Origin of the sequence: Halomonas sp. Bachu 37, from assembly GCF_039691755.1 — a bacterium.
Classification (GTDB): Bacteria; Pseudomonadota; Gammaproteobacteria; order Pseudomonadales; family Halomonadaceae; genus Vreelandella; species Vreelandella kashgarensis.
Genome location: NZ_CP137552.1, coordinates 1,609,614 through 1,626,603 on the forward strand (window position 1 = coordinate 1,609,614; position 16,990 = coordinate 1,626,603).

At 60.0% G+C, this 16,990-nt stretch carries 14 protein-coding genes; 4 read left to right on the forward strand and 10 right to left on the reverse strand.

The window, feature by feature from the left end:
• Positions 1-49: 49 nt before the first annotated feature.
• The 7 genes from R5M92_RS07405 to R5M92_RS07435 form a co-directional block, all read right to left on the reverse strand.
• Positions 50-1,156 carry a porin gene (locus R5M92_RS07405; protein WP_346799032.1) on the reverse strand — a complete coding sequence of 369 codons (1,107 nt, stop codon included), beginning with the start codon at positions 1,154-1,156 and terminating at the stop codon, positions 50-52.
• Between the two features lie 262 nt (positions 1,157-1,418).
• Positions 1,419-2,255 (reverse strand): ProQ/FINO family protein, encoded by an 837-nt coding sequence (locus R5M92_RS07410; protein WP_346799034.1) that lies wholly within the window; start codon positions 2,253-2,255, stop codon positions 1,419-1,421.
• A 25-nt stretch (positions 2,256-2,280) separates the two neighbouring features.
• On the reverse strand, positions 2,281-2,826 hold the full coding sequence (locus R5M92_RS07415; protein WP_346799036.1) for a dihydrofolate reductase: 546 nt from the start codon (positions 2,824-2,826) through the stop codon (positions 2,281-2,283).
• A complete protein-coding gene (locus tag R5M92_RS07420) occupies positions 2,823-3,596 on the reverse strand; it encodes a thymidylate synthase (protein ID WP_346799294.1) in 774 nt (257 codons plus the stop codon). Before R5M92_RS07420 ends, R5M92_RS07415 begins: the two co-directional genes overlap by 4 nt.
• 84 nt (positions 3,597-3,680) lie before the next feature.
• The gene (gene lgt, locus R5M92_RS07425; protein WP_346799038.1) at positions 3,681-4,484 is read right to left on the reverse strand and encodes a prolipoprotein diacylglyceryl transferase; all 804 of its coding nucleotides are present in this window, start codon (positions 4,482-4,484) and stop codon (positions 3,681-3,683) included.
• A gap of 108 nt (positions 4,485-4,592) precedes the next feature.
• Entirely contained in the window at positions 4,593-5,390 is a 798-nt protein-coding gene (locus R5M92_RS07430) for a sulfite exporter TauE/SafE family protein (protein ID WP_346799039.1), read from the reverse strand.
• Positions 5,387-6,586 carry a response regulator gene (locus tag R5M92_RS07435; protein ID WP_346799040.1) on the reverse strand — a complete coding sequence of 400 codons (1,200 nt, stop codon included), beginning with the start codon at positions 6,584-6,586 and terminating at the stop codon, positions 5,387-5,389. The genes R5M92_RS07430 and R5M92_RS07435 overlap by 4 nt, the downstream gene beginning before the upstream one ends.
• A gap of 187 nt (positions 6,587-6,773) precedes the next feature.
• On the opposite strand from R5M92_RS07435, the gene R5M92_RS07440 reads away from it, so the two are divergent.
• Positions 6,774-7,544 (forward strand): NRDE family protein, encoded by a 771-nt coding sequence (locus R5M92_RS07440; protein WP_346799042.1) that lies wholly within the window; start codon positions 6,774-6,776, stop codon positions 7,542-7,544.
• Positions 7,545-7,575: 31 nt separating this feature from the next.
• On the opposite strand, the gene ptsP is transcribed toward R5M92_RS07440, so the two are convergent.
• Positions 7,576-9,837, reverse strand: a complete 2,262-nt coding sequence (gene ptsP, locus R5M92_RS07445; protein WP_346799296.1) for a phosphoenolpyruvate--protein phosphotransferase — start codon at positions 9,835-9,837, stop codon at positions 7,576-7,578.
• A gap of 43 nt (positions 9,838-9,880) precedes the next feature.
• Complete coding sequence (locus R5M92_RS07450; protein WP_346799043.1) at positions 9,881-10,372, reverse strand: RNA pyrophosphohydrolase; 492 nt, start codon at positions 10,370-10,372, stop codon at positions 9,881-9,883.
• A 258-nt stretch (positions 10,373-10,630) separates the two neighbouring features.
• Between R5M92_RS07450 and R5M92_RS07455 the strand changes: the two genes are divergently transcribed.
• Complete coding sequence (locus R5M92_RS07455; protein ID WP_346799045.1) at positions 10,631-11,287, forward strand: HAD family hydrolase; 657 nt, start codon at positions 10,631-10,633, stop codon at positions 11,285-11,287.
• Positions 11,288-11,386: 99 nt separating this feature from the next.
• Here R5M92_RS07455 and R5M92_RS07460 read toward each other — a convergent pair whose 3' ends face one another.
• Positions 11,387-12,361: a malate dehydrogenase gene (locus R5M92_RS07460; RefSeq protein WP_101145309.1), complete on the reverse strand. Its 975-nt coding sequence runs from the start codon at positions 12,359-12,361 to the stop codon at positions 11,387-11,389.
• A gap of 226 nt (positions 12,362-12,587) precedes the next feature.
• Here R5M92_RS07460 and R5M92_RS07465 point away from each other — a divergent pair, with 226 nt between their 5' ends.
• Together R5M92_RS07465 and R5M92_RS07470 are read left to right on the forward strand one after the other, a co-directional pair.
• A complete protein-coding gene (locus tag R5M92_RS07465) occupies positions 12,588-13,709 on the forward strand; it encodes an efflux RND transporter periplasmic adaptor subunit (protein ID WP_346799047.1) in 1,122 nt (373 codons plus the stop codon).
• Positions 13,693-16,764 (forward strand): efflux RND transporter permease subunit, encoded by a 3,072-nt coding sequence (locus R5M92_RS07470; RefSeq protein WP_346799049.1) that lies wholly within the window; start codon positions 13,693-13,695, stop codon positions 16,762-16,764. The genes R5M92_RS07465 and R5M92_RS07470 overlap by 17 nt, the downstream gene beginning before the upstream one ends.
• The last annotated feature ends 226 nt before the right edge of the window (positions 16,765-16,990 follow it).

Genomic DNA, 16,990 nt, shown 5'->3' on the forward strand with positions numbered 1-16,990 from the left:
TTACAACAGGTACTATCCGTAACGCTGTTCCAATCGGTTTTTAACCGAATTAGAACATGTAACGTGCGCCAGTGATCCAGTACACGTCATCGGTCAGGTCACCGAGGGTGACGTCACGGTCCAGAGTCGGCGCGTCAGCATCCTGAACTTCCGCGAAGACGTTGAAGTTGCTGGACACGGTGTAGTACGCACCAGCGGCCCAAGAATCACGGCTACCAGCATCATCCAAGTCAACGTTGTAGTAGTCAACGTTGAAGGCCCACTGGCCGGTGGCGTAAGAAGCACCTATACCCCAAGTGTCATAGCCGTTCTTGGAAACACCAGCGGCATTGTCTGCTCGGTCGTCGTTGTTATCACGAGTTTCGTAACCCAGACGCGCGGAGAAGGCATCGGTGAAAGCGTAGGCAGCAGTCGCGCCGTACAGCATTTCATCATTGCTATTACCGCCAGCTTCTTCCACATCGTCAACAAAGCCAAGGCCGAGGGTCAACGGGCCGGTGGCGTAACGCACACCACCCTGTGCAGCAACGGTGGTATCCTCATCCACTGCATCCTGGTTATTGGTTACGTTACCATCTGCATCCGTGGTTTCAGCGAAAGTAGTGCCACGGTTACTGTAGTGTTTAGCCTGCAGGAAGGCGGTGAAGCCGGACATTTCAGGAGTATAGTAACCGATGGAGTCGCCACGCGACTGTGTCGGGTGACCCGCAAATTCCAGGCCGCGATCGATGTAAACATCGAACGGCAGGGAAACGAATTGATTGTAAAAAGCATCGAAGTTACCGGCCTGGATAGTACCGAACTGCTTGCTCTTCAAGCCGAGGTAGCTTTGACGCGTTTCATGAAAAGCATCAAAACGATTATCGTCACCATCAGCACGGAAACGCCATTCCAGACGACCGAAACCGGTCAGATCGGAGGTGATGTCGTGGGTAAGGTTCAAGCCGAGACGGGAGTAGGCGTCGACGAAATCAGCATCGGCATTACGCTCGACACCAGTATCGGTGTACTCAGAACCGCCACCGGCGATACCCAGAGCGATACGGCCATAGATGTCCAGCTTGGTGCCGTCCTGGTCATAAACGGTAGCAGCTTGAGCGGCGGCGGTAGCGCCCATGGCACCGACGATAGCAGTCGCTAAAAGTGTCTTTTTCATGTTGAGTTTCCTTAACTAGCTTACTGTTTCGATCGTTTCCACATATCGTTTGGCGATATGCAGTCGGCTTGCCGGGCATGCTCTTTACGCCACTCTCCGGTTTTTCCCGGTGATGTGTGACATGTCCTCAACGAAGCCTTGTTATAGTCCAATGCTCGCAGGTCAAACTCTATACTGGGATTCCAGGGAACGCAATAGAAAAAAACACTGTTTTCTTACGTTCTGGCCCCCTTTCCAGGAACCAACAGACTTATTGCCGGTCTCAGCGCCCTTTGAATTTCTGCTGGAGCGCCGAAAGTTTCGCTTCCAGCGTCTGCTCGGAAGGTGACTCCTCGCCTATCGCCACTGGCTTTCGTGAATAATGTTCCCGTGTAGAATCGCCAGCGCCCCGGTGCTCGTGCCCAGAGGTTTCCTGCACAGGAGTCTCATGCATGGAAGCTTTTTGCCTAGTGGTCTTCTCCGCCCGAGAAGTCCGGGTTACCTGCCACTTCGGCTGCTCCGCCCCCTTTGGCTTGGCGGCAGCGGTCTTGCCGTCACGACGCTGGGTCTGCTCTCGTTTTTCCGCCGCGTGGCGTGCCGCTTCCTTGTCCACCTTTCCGGCGGGACGCCCCTCCAGGTCGATTCGCTCGGCGCCTTCTTTCACGGCTTTAAGATAACGGGGCAAGTTGACGTAATTAGCCAAGGTACGCCGGATCAACTTTTTCGACCAGGGCTCATGTAGCGCCAGGTCCTCGTGGATACCCACTTTCAGCGGACGGGTGTGGCCCTTGAAGAACGCCTGGGGATAGCGCTCGTACCATTGGCTCAGTAAGGCGTGGGGGGAAGGAGTCGTTGCCGCGGCAGGCTCGGGGGCAGGCGGAGGGGGAACAGAGATAGCCGTTGCATCGGTTGTCACCTCGGGGTCGATAGTCCCTGCCTCATGCTTGAATTCATGCTGCCTGGCTGTATGCGTCTCGACTTCGAACTGCTCCGACTGGGAGCGCTCCTGCAGTCGATGCTTGAGAGCGGTGTTCTCCCGCCGCAGGTCATGTAGTTCGGCATATGCCTCGTCAAGACGTCGCTCCAGGTCATCCAGCAAGTACAGTATGTTATGGGTCATCGCCGTTCCCTCTCCTTGATCCTGCCTAGCGCGACGGGTCGGTGCGCTCGTAGATCACGAAATCATAACAGAGCTGCCCTTCTGCGGGATTGCCCGCCACACGCTGGGCTTCTCGCCATTGCAATGGATCGATCGGCGGGAAATAGGCATCACCGTCGACGTCAGCATCCACCTCGGTAACATAGAGTCGCTGTGCATGAGGTAGTGTATGTTGAAAGATCTCCCCCCCGCCTATGACCATGATTTCTTCGGCGGCGTCGATGGTGGCCTGTTGATCGGCCAAGGCCATGGCCGCATCAAGGTCGTGGAACACCCGTGTACCGGGAGCTTGGAAATCGGTGTCCGTGGTCACCACGATGTTGAGCCGTCCGGGAAGCGCCCTGCCAATGGAGACGAATGTTTTCCTTCCCATGATCATGGGCTTGCCCTGAGTCATACGCTTGAAGAACTTGAGATCCTCGGGCAGATACCAAGGCAGCTTGCCATCCACGCCGATAACCCGGTTACGCGACATGGCGACGATCATGGCGATAGGCACCAAAGTATCGGCGCTGGAAGTTTTCTGGTTCATACCGCCACCTTGGCCTTGATATGAGGATGGGGGTCGTAGTCGAGGATATTGATATCCTCGAAACGAAAGTCGGTCACGTCTTCAGCGCTGCCGCAAAGCTCGAGGCGAGGCGGCGCCTTCGGAGTACGAGAGAGCTGCACTTGCGCCTGCTCCAGGTGATTATTGTAGAGGTGCGCATCGCCCAAGGTGTGAACGAACTCTCCCGGCTCGAGCCCGGTGACCTTCGCCACCATGCTCAGCAGCAGCGCATAGCTGGCGATATTGAAGGGAACCCCCAGGAAGATATCCGCGCTGCGCTGGTAGAGCTGGCAGGAGAGTTTGCCCTTCGCCACGTAGAACTGGAACAGGCAATGGCACGGCGGCAGCTGCATATCGTCGACCTGGGCCGGGTTCCAGGCGGAAACGATCAAGCGGCGCGACTGGGGATTGTGGCGAATCTGCTCTATCACCTTGGCGATCTGATCGACGTGGCCGCCCTTGGGGTCCGGCCAGCTACGCCACTGATAACCGTAGACCGGCCCCAGTTCACCATTCGCATCGGCCCACTCGTCCCAGATACGCACACCGTTTTCCTGCAGGTAGGCAATATTGGTATCGCCGCGCAGAAACCACAGTAGCTCATGGATGATGGAGCGTAAATGCAGCTTCTTGGTGGTCAGCAGCGGAAATCCCCGGCCCAGATCGAAGCGCATCTGGTAGCCAAAGATCGACCGCGTACCCACTCCCGTGCGGTCGCCACGTTCGACACCGTGCTCGAGCACGGTACGCATCAAATCCAGGTAGGGTTGCTCCAGGGCAGGCGAGTTATCAGCGATCACGAGGCATCCACAAAAAATTGGTGGTCGGTATTGCGGCTAGTTTACGCTGCCTGTCCCGGGACGGCCATCGACAGGCTGCTTTCGAGACCAGACTACTAAAGCCAAACCCAGGGCGATCATCGGCAGCGTCAGCAGCATGCCCATCGTTAGCCAGCCGAAGGCGATGAAGCCGATATGGGCATCTGGCAGGCGCACGAACTCGACCATGAAGCGGAACAAGCCGTAGAGAAGGAGAAACAGCCCCGACACTAGACCACGTGCGCGCGGCTTGGCACTCACCCACCACAGGATAACGAACAGGACGAGCCCTTCCAGCAGCGCTTCGTAAAGGGCCGAAGGGTGACGGGGCTGGGGTCCCATGCCCGGAAACGGCATCCCCCAGGGCAGATCGGTCACCCGCCCAGGAAGCTCCCTATTGATGAAGTTGCCGATCCGGCCCGCACCCAAACCAATCGGCACCAGCGGCGCGATGAAATCGGTCAGGGTAAAGAAGGCCAGATGCTTCTTGCGGGCGAAATAAAACGTGGCCAGCAACACGCCAAGCAACCCGCCATGGAAGCTCATGCCACCATCCCAGATACGCACGATCCACAGCGGATCGGCGAGCCACTGCTCCAAGCCATAGAACAAGGCATAGCCCAGGCGGCCGCCGGCTACCACCCCGATGGCGGTATAGAACAGAAAGTCGCCGATGTCTTCACTGGTCAGGCCGATGCGCGGCGCACGCCGACAGCCAAGCCACCAGGCGGAAACGAAACCGACGACATACATCAATCCATACCAATGTACCTGCAACGGTCCCAGGGAGATGGCGATCGGGTCAATATCGGGATAATCCAAGGTCTCTTACTCACTTTTTCAGGTTATGGGCGCGCTTGGCAAAACGCTGCGATCGGAAGAATGACGCGGCCGGTGCAGGCGCCCATGAGCGTATTCAGATTCTGGTCATCACGCCAGCAGGAAACGCACCCCCACCACGGCCAACAAGGTGGCGAAGGCCAACCGTAACAGGCGGGCGGGAAGCCGATGCGCCAGTTTCACTCCTAGACGCGCAAACGGCACACTGGTGACGACGATACCCAGCACCGCCGGCCACATGACGAACCCCGTGGTCCACCCGGGAAGCAGCGGATGCTGCCAGCCCACCACCATGAATGTCAGTGCGCCGAACAGCGCGATGGGAAAGCCACACGCCGCCGATGTTCCCACCGCCTGGGTCATGCTGGCGCCGCAACGCGATAGCCACGGCACCGCCAGCGTGCCACCGCCGATGCCGAACAGTGCGGAAATACCACCGATAACGGTGCCGGCAACGGCCATGCCCACCCTGCCCGGCGTCTTGGCGCCATGCTTGGGGGCAAGGCCCAACGCCATCTTCAGCGCCACCAGCAGCACAAACACCCCGAACAAGGCTCCCAGCAGCGTACCCGACAGCGAACCGGCAACGAACACGCCTGCGATAGCCCCCAGCATCAAGCCCGGCAGAAGCGCCAGGAACCAGGGCATGTACACGCTGCCACGCCGATAATGGCCCAGGGCGGAAGAAGCGCCCGTCACCACGATGGTAGCCAGGGAGGTACCGACCGCCACGTGCATGACGATCTCGTCGCGCACCCCTTGCAGGCCGAATGCCAGGACCAGGGCAGGAACGATGATCAACCCGCCGCCCACGCCGAACAAGCCCGCCATCGTCCCGGCGGCGGCCCCCAGGCCCAGATATCCGGCCAACGTCAATACATCGTTCATGCTTGGGGAGTCTCCTTGTCCTTTGCGGGGAACCACTTTTCGACCATCTGCAGCAATGCCTGAGGCTGGTAGGGCTTGGCCAGCAGGTCATCCAGCCCCGCCTCCCGGCACTGTTCACGTCCAGCCTGGTCGATATTGGCGGTAAGCGCGACCAGTATGCTGCTCCTGCGACCCGACGCTTGCTCCGCAGCGCGCCACAGGCGGCTGGTTTGCATGCCATCCATGCTGGGCATGAAGATATCCATGAATACCAGGTCGAAATGGGTACTTTTTTGTCGTTCCAGCGCCTGATAGCCACTGGTGACGCTATCCACTTCGAACCCCTGGCGCTCCAGCAACTGACGCGCCAACATGAGGTTCACCGGCCCATCGTCCACTACCAGCAACTTCAATCTACCGCGGCCAGCCTGGGGAGCGATGATCGGCTCCTTGCTCGCGCGGGGCGCTGCCGCAGCCGACGGCGTTTCCATCGTCCCGGCATTGTCATCGCCCAGACTGGAAAGCAGCATGCTGATATCAGCAAGTTGAGCGCGCATATGCAACACCATCTGGCGGCACTCTTCAGCGAGATCCTGTTGCTCCCTCCCCTCCAAGTACTCCATCAACTTGTCGATCTCGCCTTGCAGCACGGAAAGATACCCCGTTTTCAAGCGCGACTCCTCTCGCGCTCGCTCACGGCCGGCGAGGACCTGCTCCAATTGGTGTTGGTGTTGCTGTATATCGCTGAGCAAAGCCTGTTCCTTGCCCTGCCCCGATTGAGCCGATGCCACTAAGGGGATAACTTCCATCAGCTCCCTCAGGCTCTTGCTGATATTTCTCAGGCGCTCGAGGGGCTCTGCAGCGGCAGGGGTGAACGAGGACTCCAGCACGTTTGGCGCATCTTGGCGTTGCCGCCTCAGCTCACTCATCATCTGCTCCAGCTCCAGGAGCTCATGATTAAACTGGTCCTCTTGTCGCTTGAGCCGTGCGCCCAGCAGGACGAGAAAAGCCCACATATTGAGACCGGTACCCAACAACAACAACAGCATCATACCGCCGGCCGTAGACCAGGAAACGTATAGCGGCATCGTCCACCACATCACCATTCCTACCAGCAAGCACAACAGTACCAGAACGAATTGTGCCAGCAGCAACGGCCACAATACCGGCCATATAACCCGTTCCCAGATACGTTTCTTGCGGAGTTCATGAGGCATGACGAGCCTTCCTGTTGGCTTGACGAATGTGGTCAGCGCCTATATTCATGACACGACATTACCGCAAAAGAGCGGCATATTTCATACTTTATGGCTCAGGAGGACTTAGTGTAAAAGCACCTATGATTCGACTATCCGATATGCGTCCAGTCAAATGTATTTATCCAGCCTATATGAGAGAGCCGGTATGTGCCTGATCGCCTTTTCCTGGCAGCCGGGGGACGCCACGCCCTTGCGCTTGATCGCCAACCGTGACGAACTGCATGCACGTCCCGCGGCCCCTCTGGCTACCTGGTCCGACGCCCCTCACCTGGTGGGTGGCCGTGACCTGGAAGCGGGAGGCACCTGGCTCGCAGTAAACCGCAACGGACGTATCGCCGCCCTGACCAACGTTCGTGACCCAAGCCTGATCATGCCCGCCACCACGCCCAGCCGCGGCGCATTGGTCAGGGAGGCACTGGAGCACCCGCACCTGAAACAGTGGCTGCACGAGTTGGCCGATGGAGCGGCCCTGCAGTACGCCGGGTTCAACCTGTTGGTACGAGAAGCCAACCAGCTGTGGCATTTATACCGTGGGCGCGAACGTACCCATCTAAGCCGTGTCACTCCCGGTATTCACGGACTTTCCAATGCCGATCTCGATACCGCCTGGCCCAAACTGATTCGGGCGCGCCAAGCCTTGTCCCGTGATAACGTCTCCGGCTGGCCATGTGCCTCGCTCGACGCCATGCACGATGTGCGTACCGCCTCCCCCCAGGCCCTGCCCGACACCGGGGTCGGCAAGGAGCTGGAGCTACGTCTGTCGGCGGCGTTCATCCTCGGCGAGGTCTACGGCACTCGCGCCACCACCTGGCTCAGCCTGACTGCCGACGGCAAGTTGTCCATCAGCGAACAGCGCTTCGCCGAGCAAGGTCGTGCCAATGGAGAAACCCATCTGGAACTGCAGGTCCCGGCATAGCCATTGGCCTTTCGTCTTTTTGAGTGACAATTCAATCTCGGGGCGGCATAAGATGCGAAAGCTGCCACTCGTCCATGCGTGCCTCGAGATGCTGGTGTACCTGGGTCGGTGTGGCCAAGCGCAGGACTTCATTCAACAACTGCTGTGCGTCGGCCAAGGTCACCCGCCGTATCGCGGCGCGGACCTTGGGTAGGCTGGGCGCATTCATCGACAAACTGGTAAATCCCATCGCCATCAGCAGCAGGGCGCCGCCGGGGTCACCTGCCAACTCACCGCATAATGAAATAGGACGGCCAAGCCGCCTGGCATCACGCGAGAGCTCGTCCAGGGCAGACAGAACCGCTGGATGCAGGGCATCGTAGAGACCCGAGACTCTCGGATTGTTACGATCCACCGCCAGCAGATACTGAGTCAGGTCGTTGCTGCCCACCGAGAAGAAATCCACCCGTTCGGCGAGTGCATCCATCTGATAGATGGTCGCCGGGACTTCGACCATGACCCCCACCGGTGGCCGCTCGACCCGGACGCCCTCCTCGCCCAGCTCGATGATCGCCCTGTCCAGAAGTTTCAGCGCTTCATCCACCTCTTCCACATTAGTGATCATAGGCAGCAGCACGTAGAGGTTATCCAGTTCGCGAGAGGCCCTCAACATGGCGCGCAACTGCACCATCAATACCTCGGGATGATCCAGTGTGACCCGCATGCCCCGCCAACCCAGAAACGGATTGGCTTCATCGATGGGAAAATAGGGCAGATCCTTGTCACCGCCGATATCCAGGGTACGCATCACTACCGGCAAGGGCGAGAAGCTCTCCAGCTGCTCCCGATACAGCCGCGTCTGCTCCTTTTCGCCGGGGAAGCGCTCGGTGATCATGAAGGGAACTTCGGTGCGATACAGCCCGACACCACTGATGCGGTTCTTGAGCTGGGCCGTGGCCTCCACCGCCAATCCGGTATTGACCATGAGCGGCATGGCGTGCTCATCTGGCGTTTCGCTGGGCAGGTCCTGTTCGTATTCGAGCAGCTCGCTCAAGGCCCGCTCTTCGGCGATCAAGCTTTCGTAGCGAGTCTTGAGTTCCGCCACTGGACGCACGAACAACCGCCCCCGATGACCATCCAGTACCACGGGCGCTCCCGAGAGACGCGGCAAGGGCAAATCGACCATTCCCAGTACCGTGGGTATCCCCATGGCACGGGCCACGATCGCCACATGCGAGGTGCTCGACCCACGCACCGACACCAGGCCAACCAGCTTGTCGCGGGGCACTTCCCCCAGCATGGCCACACTGATCTCATCACCCACTAGAATGGTGTTGTCTGGATAGGCTTCGGGAGTCGTGGGTGTGTCTTCCTGCAAATGGGCCAGAACACGGCGTCCTAGGTCGCGGATATCCGCCGCCCGCTCACGCAGGTAATCATCGTCGACACGCTCGAGATACTGCACATGCCGACGCACCACATCCGCCAGCGCCCCCGGCGCCCACTGGCCTTCGCGAATGCGTTTTTCTACCTCCTTCGACAAAGCGGCTTCGCCCAGCATCTGCTGGTAAACGTCGAAAAGCGCCAGTTCCTGGGTCGAGATGCGATTCACCAGACGTTCGGCGGCGGCACGGATTTCTTCCTGAGTGCGGCCAATCGCCTCCTTGAGCCTGGCGATCTCGAACTCGACGTCGCTGGGTACCAGGTCCGGTACGCTATTCAAGTCCGCCGGCGCGGCGATGACCACTGCCTCGCCAATCGCCATACCCGGCGAAGCCGCCACCCCGGTGAACATGGCCTGCCCACCGGCCAGGGCCGGGCGCGTCAGATTACCGGTGGCCAGGGCATGGGCCAGCACCCCCGCCAGCTGGGCCGCCATAGTGACCAGGAACGCCTCGTCCTCATCATCGTAACGGCGCTTTTCGGCCTGCTGAACGACCAGAACGCCGAGCATCCGTCGCTGATGAATGATCGGCACGCCGAGGAAACTGGAGTAACGCTCCTCCCCGGTGGCTTCGAAATAGCGAAAGTGCGGGTTGGCCTGGGCATCTTCCAGATTCAAGGGCTCGCTGCGCTGGGCCACACGGCCTACCAGACCCTCACCCACCGGCAATATCACATTGCCCACCGCCTGGGTGCGCAGGCCGATGGTCTCCATCAGTACCAGGGATTCCAGTGTCTTGTCGTACAGGTAGAACGAACACACATCGGTGCGCATCGCCTTGCGAATACGGCGCACCATGGTGGATAGCGCAGCGTTCAGGTTGCGCGCCCCGTTGACCTCCTGGATCACGCGACGCAGCACCTCGAGCATCGATGTCTTCTTGTTCATGTTGGTCAGCCTCGCTGCAGCGTCGTCATTCTTCCCCCTGAGCCAGTCGCTGTACGCGCGGCAGCAGTTCACGCAGCGCTCGCCGGTAGACCTCCCGCTTGAACGGCACGACCTGGCCCAACGGATACCAGTAGCTGACCCAGCGCCAGCCATCGAACTCCGGCTTGGGAGTCGCCGTCATGCAGATGCGGCTCTCCTGGCAGCGAATCCTGAGCAAGAACCACTTCTGCTTCTGACCGATACATACCGGCCGTGAATGTGTGCGAATCATGCGTCGTGGCAGGCGATAGCGTAACCATCCCCTAGTGCAGGCAATAATATCGACATCGTCGACCGTCAAGCCGATTTCTTCGTAAAGCTCACGAAAAAGTGCTTCTTGCGGTGTCTCGCTTGCCTTGATGCCTCCCTGGGGAAACTGCCATGCATTCTGTCCCACCCGACGCGCCCAAAGCAGTTGCCCCTCGGGGTTGGCAATGATGATGCCAACATTGGGGCGAAAGCCGTCTGCGTCGATCACGGGCATATCACCTTATAAAATTTCAATTACCCCCATTTTTCCACAAGGCGATCAACCCCATCAATATAATCCGGCTCTGGAGCGCAAACGCGTTGGTTCGGGCGTCTCGCCAAGCGGTGGGAATAGCTCCGCGACTCTGCGATAATCCGCCCCGCTTTCGGCGCGACGCCTCACGTCGTCGTGCAACCGATTAACGATATTCATCCACGATATCCAACAACGACATCCACGATAACCAACAACGAAAAGGGGAACGCCGTGAGCCTGGCGATTTTCGATCTGGACAATACGCTACTCTCCATCGACAGCGATCATGCCTGGGGCGAGTTTCTGCTGGAACAGGGCGCCGTGGACCCTGTGGCCTACCGCGAAGCCAACGAGCGCTTCATGGCCGACTATGCCGCCGGCACGCTGGATATCGACGCCTTTCTCGCCGTGGCCCTGAAACCGCTGGCCGACAATACTCCCGAGCAGTTGGCCGCTTGGCACCAGCAGTTCATGGCCGGCAAGATCGAACCCAACATCCTGCCCAAGGCCGAAGAGCTGCTGGCACGCCATCGCACGCGGGGCGACACGCTGTTGATCATCACCGCCACCAATCGTTTCATTACCGGTCCCATCGCCGAACGCCTGGGCGTGGATCACCTCATCGCCGTCGAGCCGCATATCGAAAACGGTCACTACAGCGGCAAGGTCAGCGGCATTCCCAGTTACCGGGAAGGCAAGGTCCAGCGCCTGGAACAGTGGCTGGAAGAACAGGACGAAGTCATGGATGGCGCCTGGTTCTACAGCGACTCGCACAATGACATCCCGCTGCTGGAAAAGGTGGAACACCCCGTCGCCGTCGACCCCGACGACACCCTGCGCAAGGTCGCCGAAGATCGTCACTGGCGCATCATGAGCCTACGTGGCTGAGCCCGATCATCAGGTCGTTGAGCCGATAGCCAGACAAGAAAAACCCCACAAGCGATACTTGTGGGGTTTTGCGTTTACCCGGGGGAACCGGTGGCACGTTTAGCCGAGCAGGTGCTCGACCGCGGCACGCTCTTCACGCAGTTCCTTCTCGGTCGCTTTCATCTTCTCTTCGCTGAAGGCGTCAATTTCGAAGCCTTGGACGATTTCGTACTTGCCGCCCTGGCAACGTACCGGGTAGGAGTAGATGATGCCTTCTTCGATGCCGTAGCTGCCGTCGGAAGGAATCGCCATGCTGACGATGCCCTTGGAACCCAATGCCCAGTCGTGCATGTGGTCGATGGCGGAAGACGCCGCCGAGGCAGCGGAAGACGCGCCGCGCGCCTTGATGATCGCCGCGCCGCGCTGCTGCACGGTGGGGATGAAGTCGTTTTCGTACCAGTCACGCTCGACCAGGTCGAACGCTGCCTTGCCGTCGACCTTGCACTGGGCCAGATCCGGATACTGGGTAGCACTGTGGTTGCCCCAGATGATCATGTTTTCGACGTCGGTGACGTGCTTGCCGGTTTTCTGGGCCAGCTGGGTCAGGGCGCGGTTGTGGTCCAGGCGAGTCATCGCGGTGAACTGGCCCGCATCGAGATCCGGCGCGTTGCAGGAAGCGATCAGCGCGTTGGTGTTGGCCGGGTTGCCCACGACCAGCACTTTCACGTCACGGCTGGCGTGATCGTTCAGCGCCTTGCCCTGCACCGAGAAGATCGCCGCGTTGGCTTCCAGCAGATCCTTGCGCTCCATGCCCGGGCCACGCGGACGCGCGCCTACCAGCAGGGCGAAGTCGGCATCCTTGAACGCGACATTGGGGTCGTCGGTGGCAACGATATCCTGCACCAGCGGGAAGGCGCAGTCGTTGACTTCCATCACCACGCCGTTCAGCGCGTCCATGGCCTGCGGGATTTCCAGCAACTGGAGAATGACGGGCTGATCCGGCCCCAGCATGTCGCCAGCGGCGATGCGGAAAATGAGAGAGTAGCTGATCTGGCCGGCACCGCCGGTAATCGCAATACGTACGGGATCTTTCATCATCGCTCCTTGGTGGTTCGCCTAGTGTAGGTTCTTGCCTGTGGGTGGGTCGACAGAACTCGAGACGCCAAGATGTTATGCCCAGTGGTACAAAAACTCAATCAGACATGAGGCTATTCCCGAGCTTCGCCGCGGCCCGCCGCTCGCTGAAAGAGTCGAGTTGCGCTATGGTGTGACCGGGCCGCAACCTCCTCCCCTGCTTGTGTTGATATGGACATGGACCCCCATGCGAAGAATCCCCTTTTCTTATGCCCTGGCCAGTCTGCTGGTACTGGTTCTAGCGATATGGCTCGCCTTCGGTAATTTCCAGCGTTTCCAGTCCACACCACCGGATGCCTCCCCCCGCAGCGAAGCGGGGCCGAGGGTCGAAGTCGTCGTGCAGCAGAGTACCCCATTCATTCCTCAGCAGGTCGTCCAGGGCCAGCTGACTGCCGAGCGCGAAACCACCCTGCGCGCCAATGTCGCCGGTTTCGTGGAACAAAAGCCGGTAGCGCAAGGCAGCCGTGTCGAGGCAGGCGATACGCTACTGGTGCTGGATAACGATGCTCTCTCCGAGCGCCTGAAGCAGGCACGCGACGAATTGGCGGTGGCCGAGGCGGAATATAGCGGGGCACGCAGCCTGCGCCAGCGCGAACTCATTTCGCAGCCAGAACTTCTGCGTTTGCAGAGCGCACTGAGCGCCAGCGCCGCTTCGGTGGCTCAATTGGAGAATCAGCTGGAAGATAGCCGCCCCACGGCTCCTTTCGCGGGTGTACTGGACCGCGTCCAGGTGGAGCTGGGCGACCTGCTGCAACCCGGCGAGGAGTGGGGGCGGCTGGTGGACGACCGGCGTCTGACGGGTGTGGCCTGGGTTTCCCAACAGCAGGTGGGTGAGTTGAGCGTCGGCCTGCCCGTGACCGCGCGGCTGCTCAACGGCGATCACATCGAGGGGGAGTTGACCCATATCAGCAGTCGTGCCGATGAATCCACACGCAGCTTTTATATCGAAGCGACGCTTGACAACCCCACCAACAAGCGCTTGGCGGGCGGCAGTGCCGAACTGACGATCACCCTGCCGCCCCGCCAGGTACACACGTTTTCACCGGCACTGCTCAGCCTGGATGGCGAAGGCCGGTTGACGGTCAAGCATCTGGATGACGACGACCAGGTGCGCCAGAGCGCCGTCGAGCTCATCAGTGCCGACACGCAACGCGCCTACGTGGCGGGGCTTCCCGATCCGCTGCGTTTGATTACGCTGGGGGCGGGCATGGTGGAAAGAGGGCAGACGGTATCCCCTGTCCCCGCTGAAGAGGCGACAATTTCCCAATCTCCGAACGGTCAGGATAGCGTGCATGCGCCAGTTGATTGACGCGGCACTAGCCCACTCCCGTACGACGTTGCTGCTGTTGGTGAGCTTGCTGCTGGCGGGTACCGCCGCCTGGCAGATGATTCCCAAGGAGGCCAACCCCGACGTCACCATTCCCATGATCTATGTCTCGCTGTCGCTGGAAGGGGTCAGCCCCGAAGATGGCGAGCGGCTGCTGATTCGTCCCATGGAACAGGAACTTCGCGGTATAGAAGGGCTGCGCAAGTTCACCGCACAGTCCAGCGAGGGCCATGGCTCCATTACTTTGGAATTCGATGCCGGTTTCGACCCCGACGCCGCGCTTACCGACGTGCGCGACCGCGTGGATATCGCCCGCAGTGAGTTGCCTTCCGAAGCCGACGAGCCGCGCGTGATGGAAGTCAATGTCTCGGAGTTTCCGGCACTGACCATCGGCCTTTCGGGGCAGCTGAATACCCGCGAGCGGATGTCCATCGCCCGGCAGCTGCAGGAGGAGATCGAAGGCATCGCCGATGTGCTGGAAGTCGATATCGCCGGCGAGCGGGAGGACATGCTGGAAATCGTCGTCGACCCGCTGGTACTCGAAAGTTACGGCATCGACTTCGATACGTTGTTCAACCAGGTCTCGCGCAACAATCGCCTGGTGGCGGCGGGCAGCCTGGATACCGGCGCCGGGCGTCTGGCGCTGAAAGTCCCCGGCATCATCGAATCCCTTGAAGACGTCATGAACATGCCGATCAAGGTCGAGGGCGACCAGGTGGTGACCTTTGGCGATGTCGCCTGGATCAATCCCACCTACAAGGACCCCGAAGGCTTTGCCCGCATCGATGACCAACCCGCCGTGGTACTGGAAATATCCAAACGCGCCGGGGCCAATATCATCGCCACCATCGACGCCGTACGCGAACGCCTGGCCCAGGCGGACGATATGCTGCCCGAAGAGTTGCAGATCACCACGATTCTGGATGAGTCGACGACCGTCGAAAACATGCTCTCTGAGCTTTTGAATAACGTGCTGACTGCCGTGGTGCTGGTACTGATCGTGGTAGTCGCGGTGATGGGCTGGCGCATGGCGCTGCTGGTGGGACTTACCATTCCCGGTGCTTTCCTCACCGGCATCCTGCTGATCTGGGCGTTTGGTTTCACGCTCAACATTGTGGTGCTGTTTGCGCTGATTCTGGTGGCGGGAATGCTGGTGGATGGCGCCATCGTGGTCAGCGAGCTTGCCGACCGCCACCTGCGCGACGGTGAGCCACCTCATCAGGCATGGCTTAACGCCGCCTCGCGCATGAGCTGGCCGGTCATCGCCTCTACCGCCACCACACTGGCGGTATTCGTGCCTTTGCTGTTCTGGCCCGGCGTGGTGGGCCAGTTCATGAAATACCTGCCGGCCACGGTGATCTTGTGTCTTCTGGCGTCATTGGCCATGGCGCTGGTGTTCCTGCCCGCCCTGGGTCGCTTGTTTACCCGCACGGCCACTGCGACTAACGGTGCCGATACAGGCGATACCGCCACGTCATTCGGGCGCGGCTACCGTCATTTATTGGCCAGATTGCTCAAGCATCCGGCCTGGGTGCTGCTGATCGCCGTGTTATTGATGGTGCTGCTGTACACCGGCTACGCCCGCTTCAATCACGGTATCGACTTCTTTCCCAATGTCGAGCCCGAAAGTGCCCAGGTACTCGTGCGCGCCCGCGGCGATTTCTCTGCCGCGGAGACCGACGCCATCGTGCAGCGCGTGGAAGCCAAATTATCGGGCATGAGCGAAGTCAGGGCGTTGTATGCTCGCTCTTTTGCCGTGCCCAACGAACAGATGGGCAACGACGTGATCGGCATGCTGCAATTTCAGTTCATCGATTGGCATCAACGCCGCCCCGCCCGCGCCATCCTGGCCGACATGGCCGAGCGCGCCCGCGATATTCCCGGCATCACGCTGGAGTTCCAGGAACAGGAAATGGGCCCCGGCGGGGGCAAGCCTATCGTGCTCGAAGTCAGCGCCACCGATCCCGCCGTCGCCGATGCGGGAGTCAACCAACTGAACCAGTGGATGCGCGATCTGGGCGGTTTCGTCGATATCCAGGATAACCGCAGCCTGCCGGGCGTGGAGTGGCGAGTTAACGTGGATCGCGAAGCCGCGGCGCGCATGGGCACCGACGTAACGACCATCGGCAGCGCGGTACAACTGCTCACCACCGGCCTTCAGGTCGCAAGCTACCGCCCACCGCAAGTCAGTGACGAAGTGGATATTCGTGTGCGCTTGCCGCAGCACTGGCGCTCACTCGATCAACTGGAACGTCTCACCATCAACACCCAGCGGGGCCAGGTGCCGATCTCGCACTTCGTGACTCTGACCCCGGCGCCGAAGGTGGGTACGCTCAACCGTATCGATGGTCGGCGCGCCATTACCATCGAGGCCGATCTCGCCCCCGGTTTTCTCGCCGACGAGCGGTTGAGCGCACTATTCGAGGCCAGTGGCGACAGCTTGCCGGACGGCTTGATGGTCAATGTCGCCGGCGAGCAGGAAGACCAGCAGGAGTCGATGCAGTTCCTGGTGACCGCGTTCCTGGTCGCCATCGGCTTGATGGCGCTGATTCTGGTGACCCAGTTCAATAGCTTCTACCAGGCGGGCCTGGTGCTTTCGGCAATCGTATTTTCCACGGCCGGGGTACTGATGGGGTTGCTCATCACCGGTCAGGCTTTCGGGATCGTCATGGTGGGAATGGGGATAATTGCTCTGGCGGGGATCGTGGTAAACAACAATATCGTCTTGATCGATACCTTCAACGAGTTGCGTGGCGAGGGCATGGCGCCTGGCGACGCCGCGCTGGAGGCGGGTTGTCTGCGCCTGCGTCCCGTGCTGCTCACGGCGATTACCACAGTGCTCGGCTTGATGCCGATGGTGCTGGGCATCAATGTCGACCTGTTCACCCCCGCGCTGGGCTTCAGTGCCCCTTCCGCGCAGTGGTGGACGCAGATGTCCAGCGCCATAGCCGGCGGGCTTACCTTTGCTACCGTCCTGACGCTGCTGCTCACCCCGTGCATGCTGGTACTGGGCAGCAAGGCAAAACGGCGCCCTTAGGCGCCGTTAATTTGCTAGAACCACAGCATCGTATCCAGCCCTCTGCGGGGGCGCTATGAACCCGTCCTTGGGCGCTAAATTCGCCATCCTTGGCGAATAACCCCCGCTTCAGGCTGATTCCGATCCTGTGTTGGGCAATGTTTCAATTTGCCGACTAGATTTTCCACTAACCAAACGGCGCCCTTAGGCGCCGTTCGTCTATTTGTATTTGTATAAAGCCAATTCG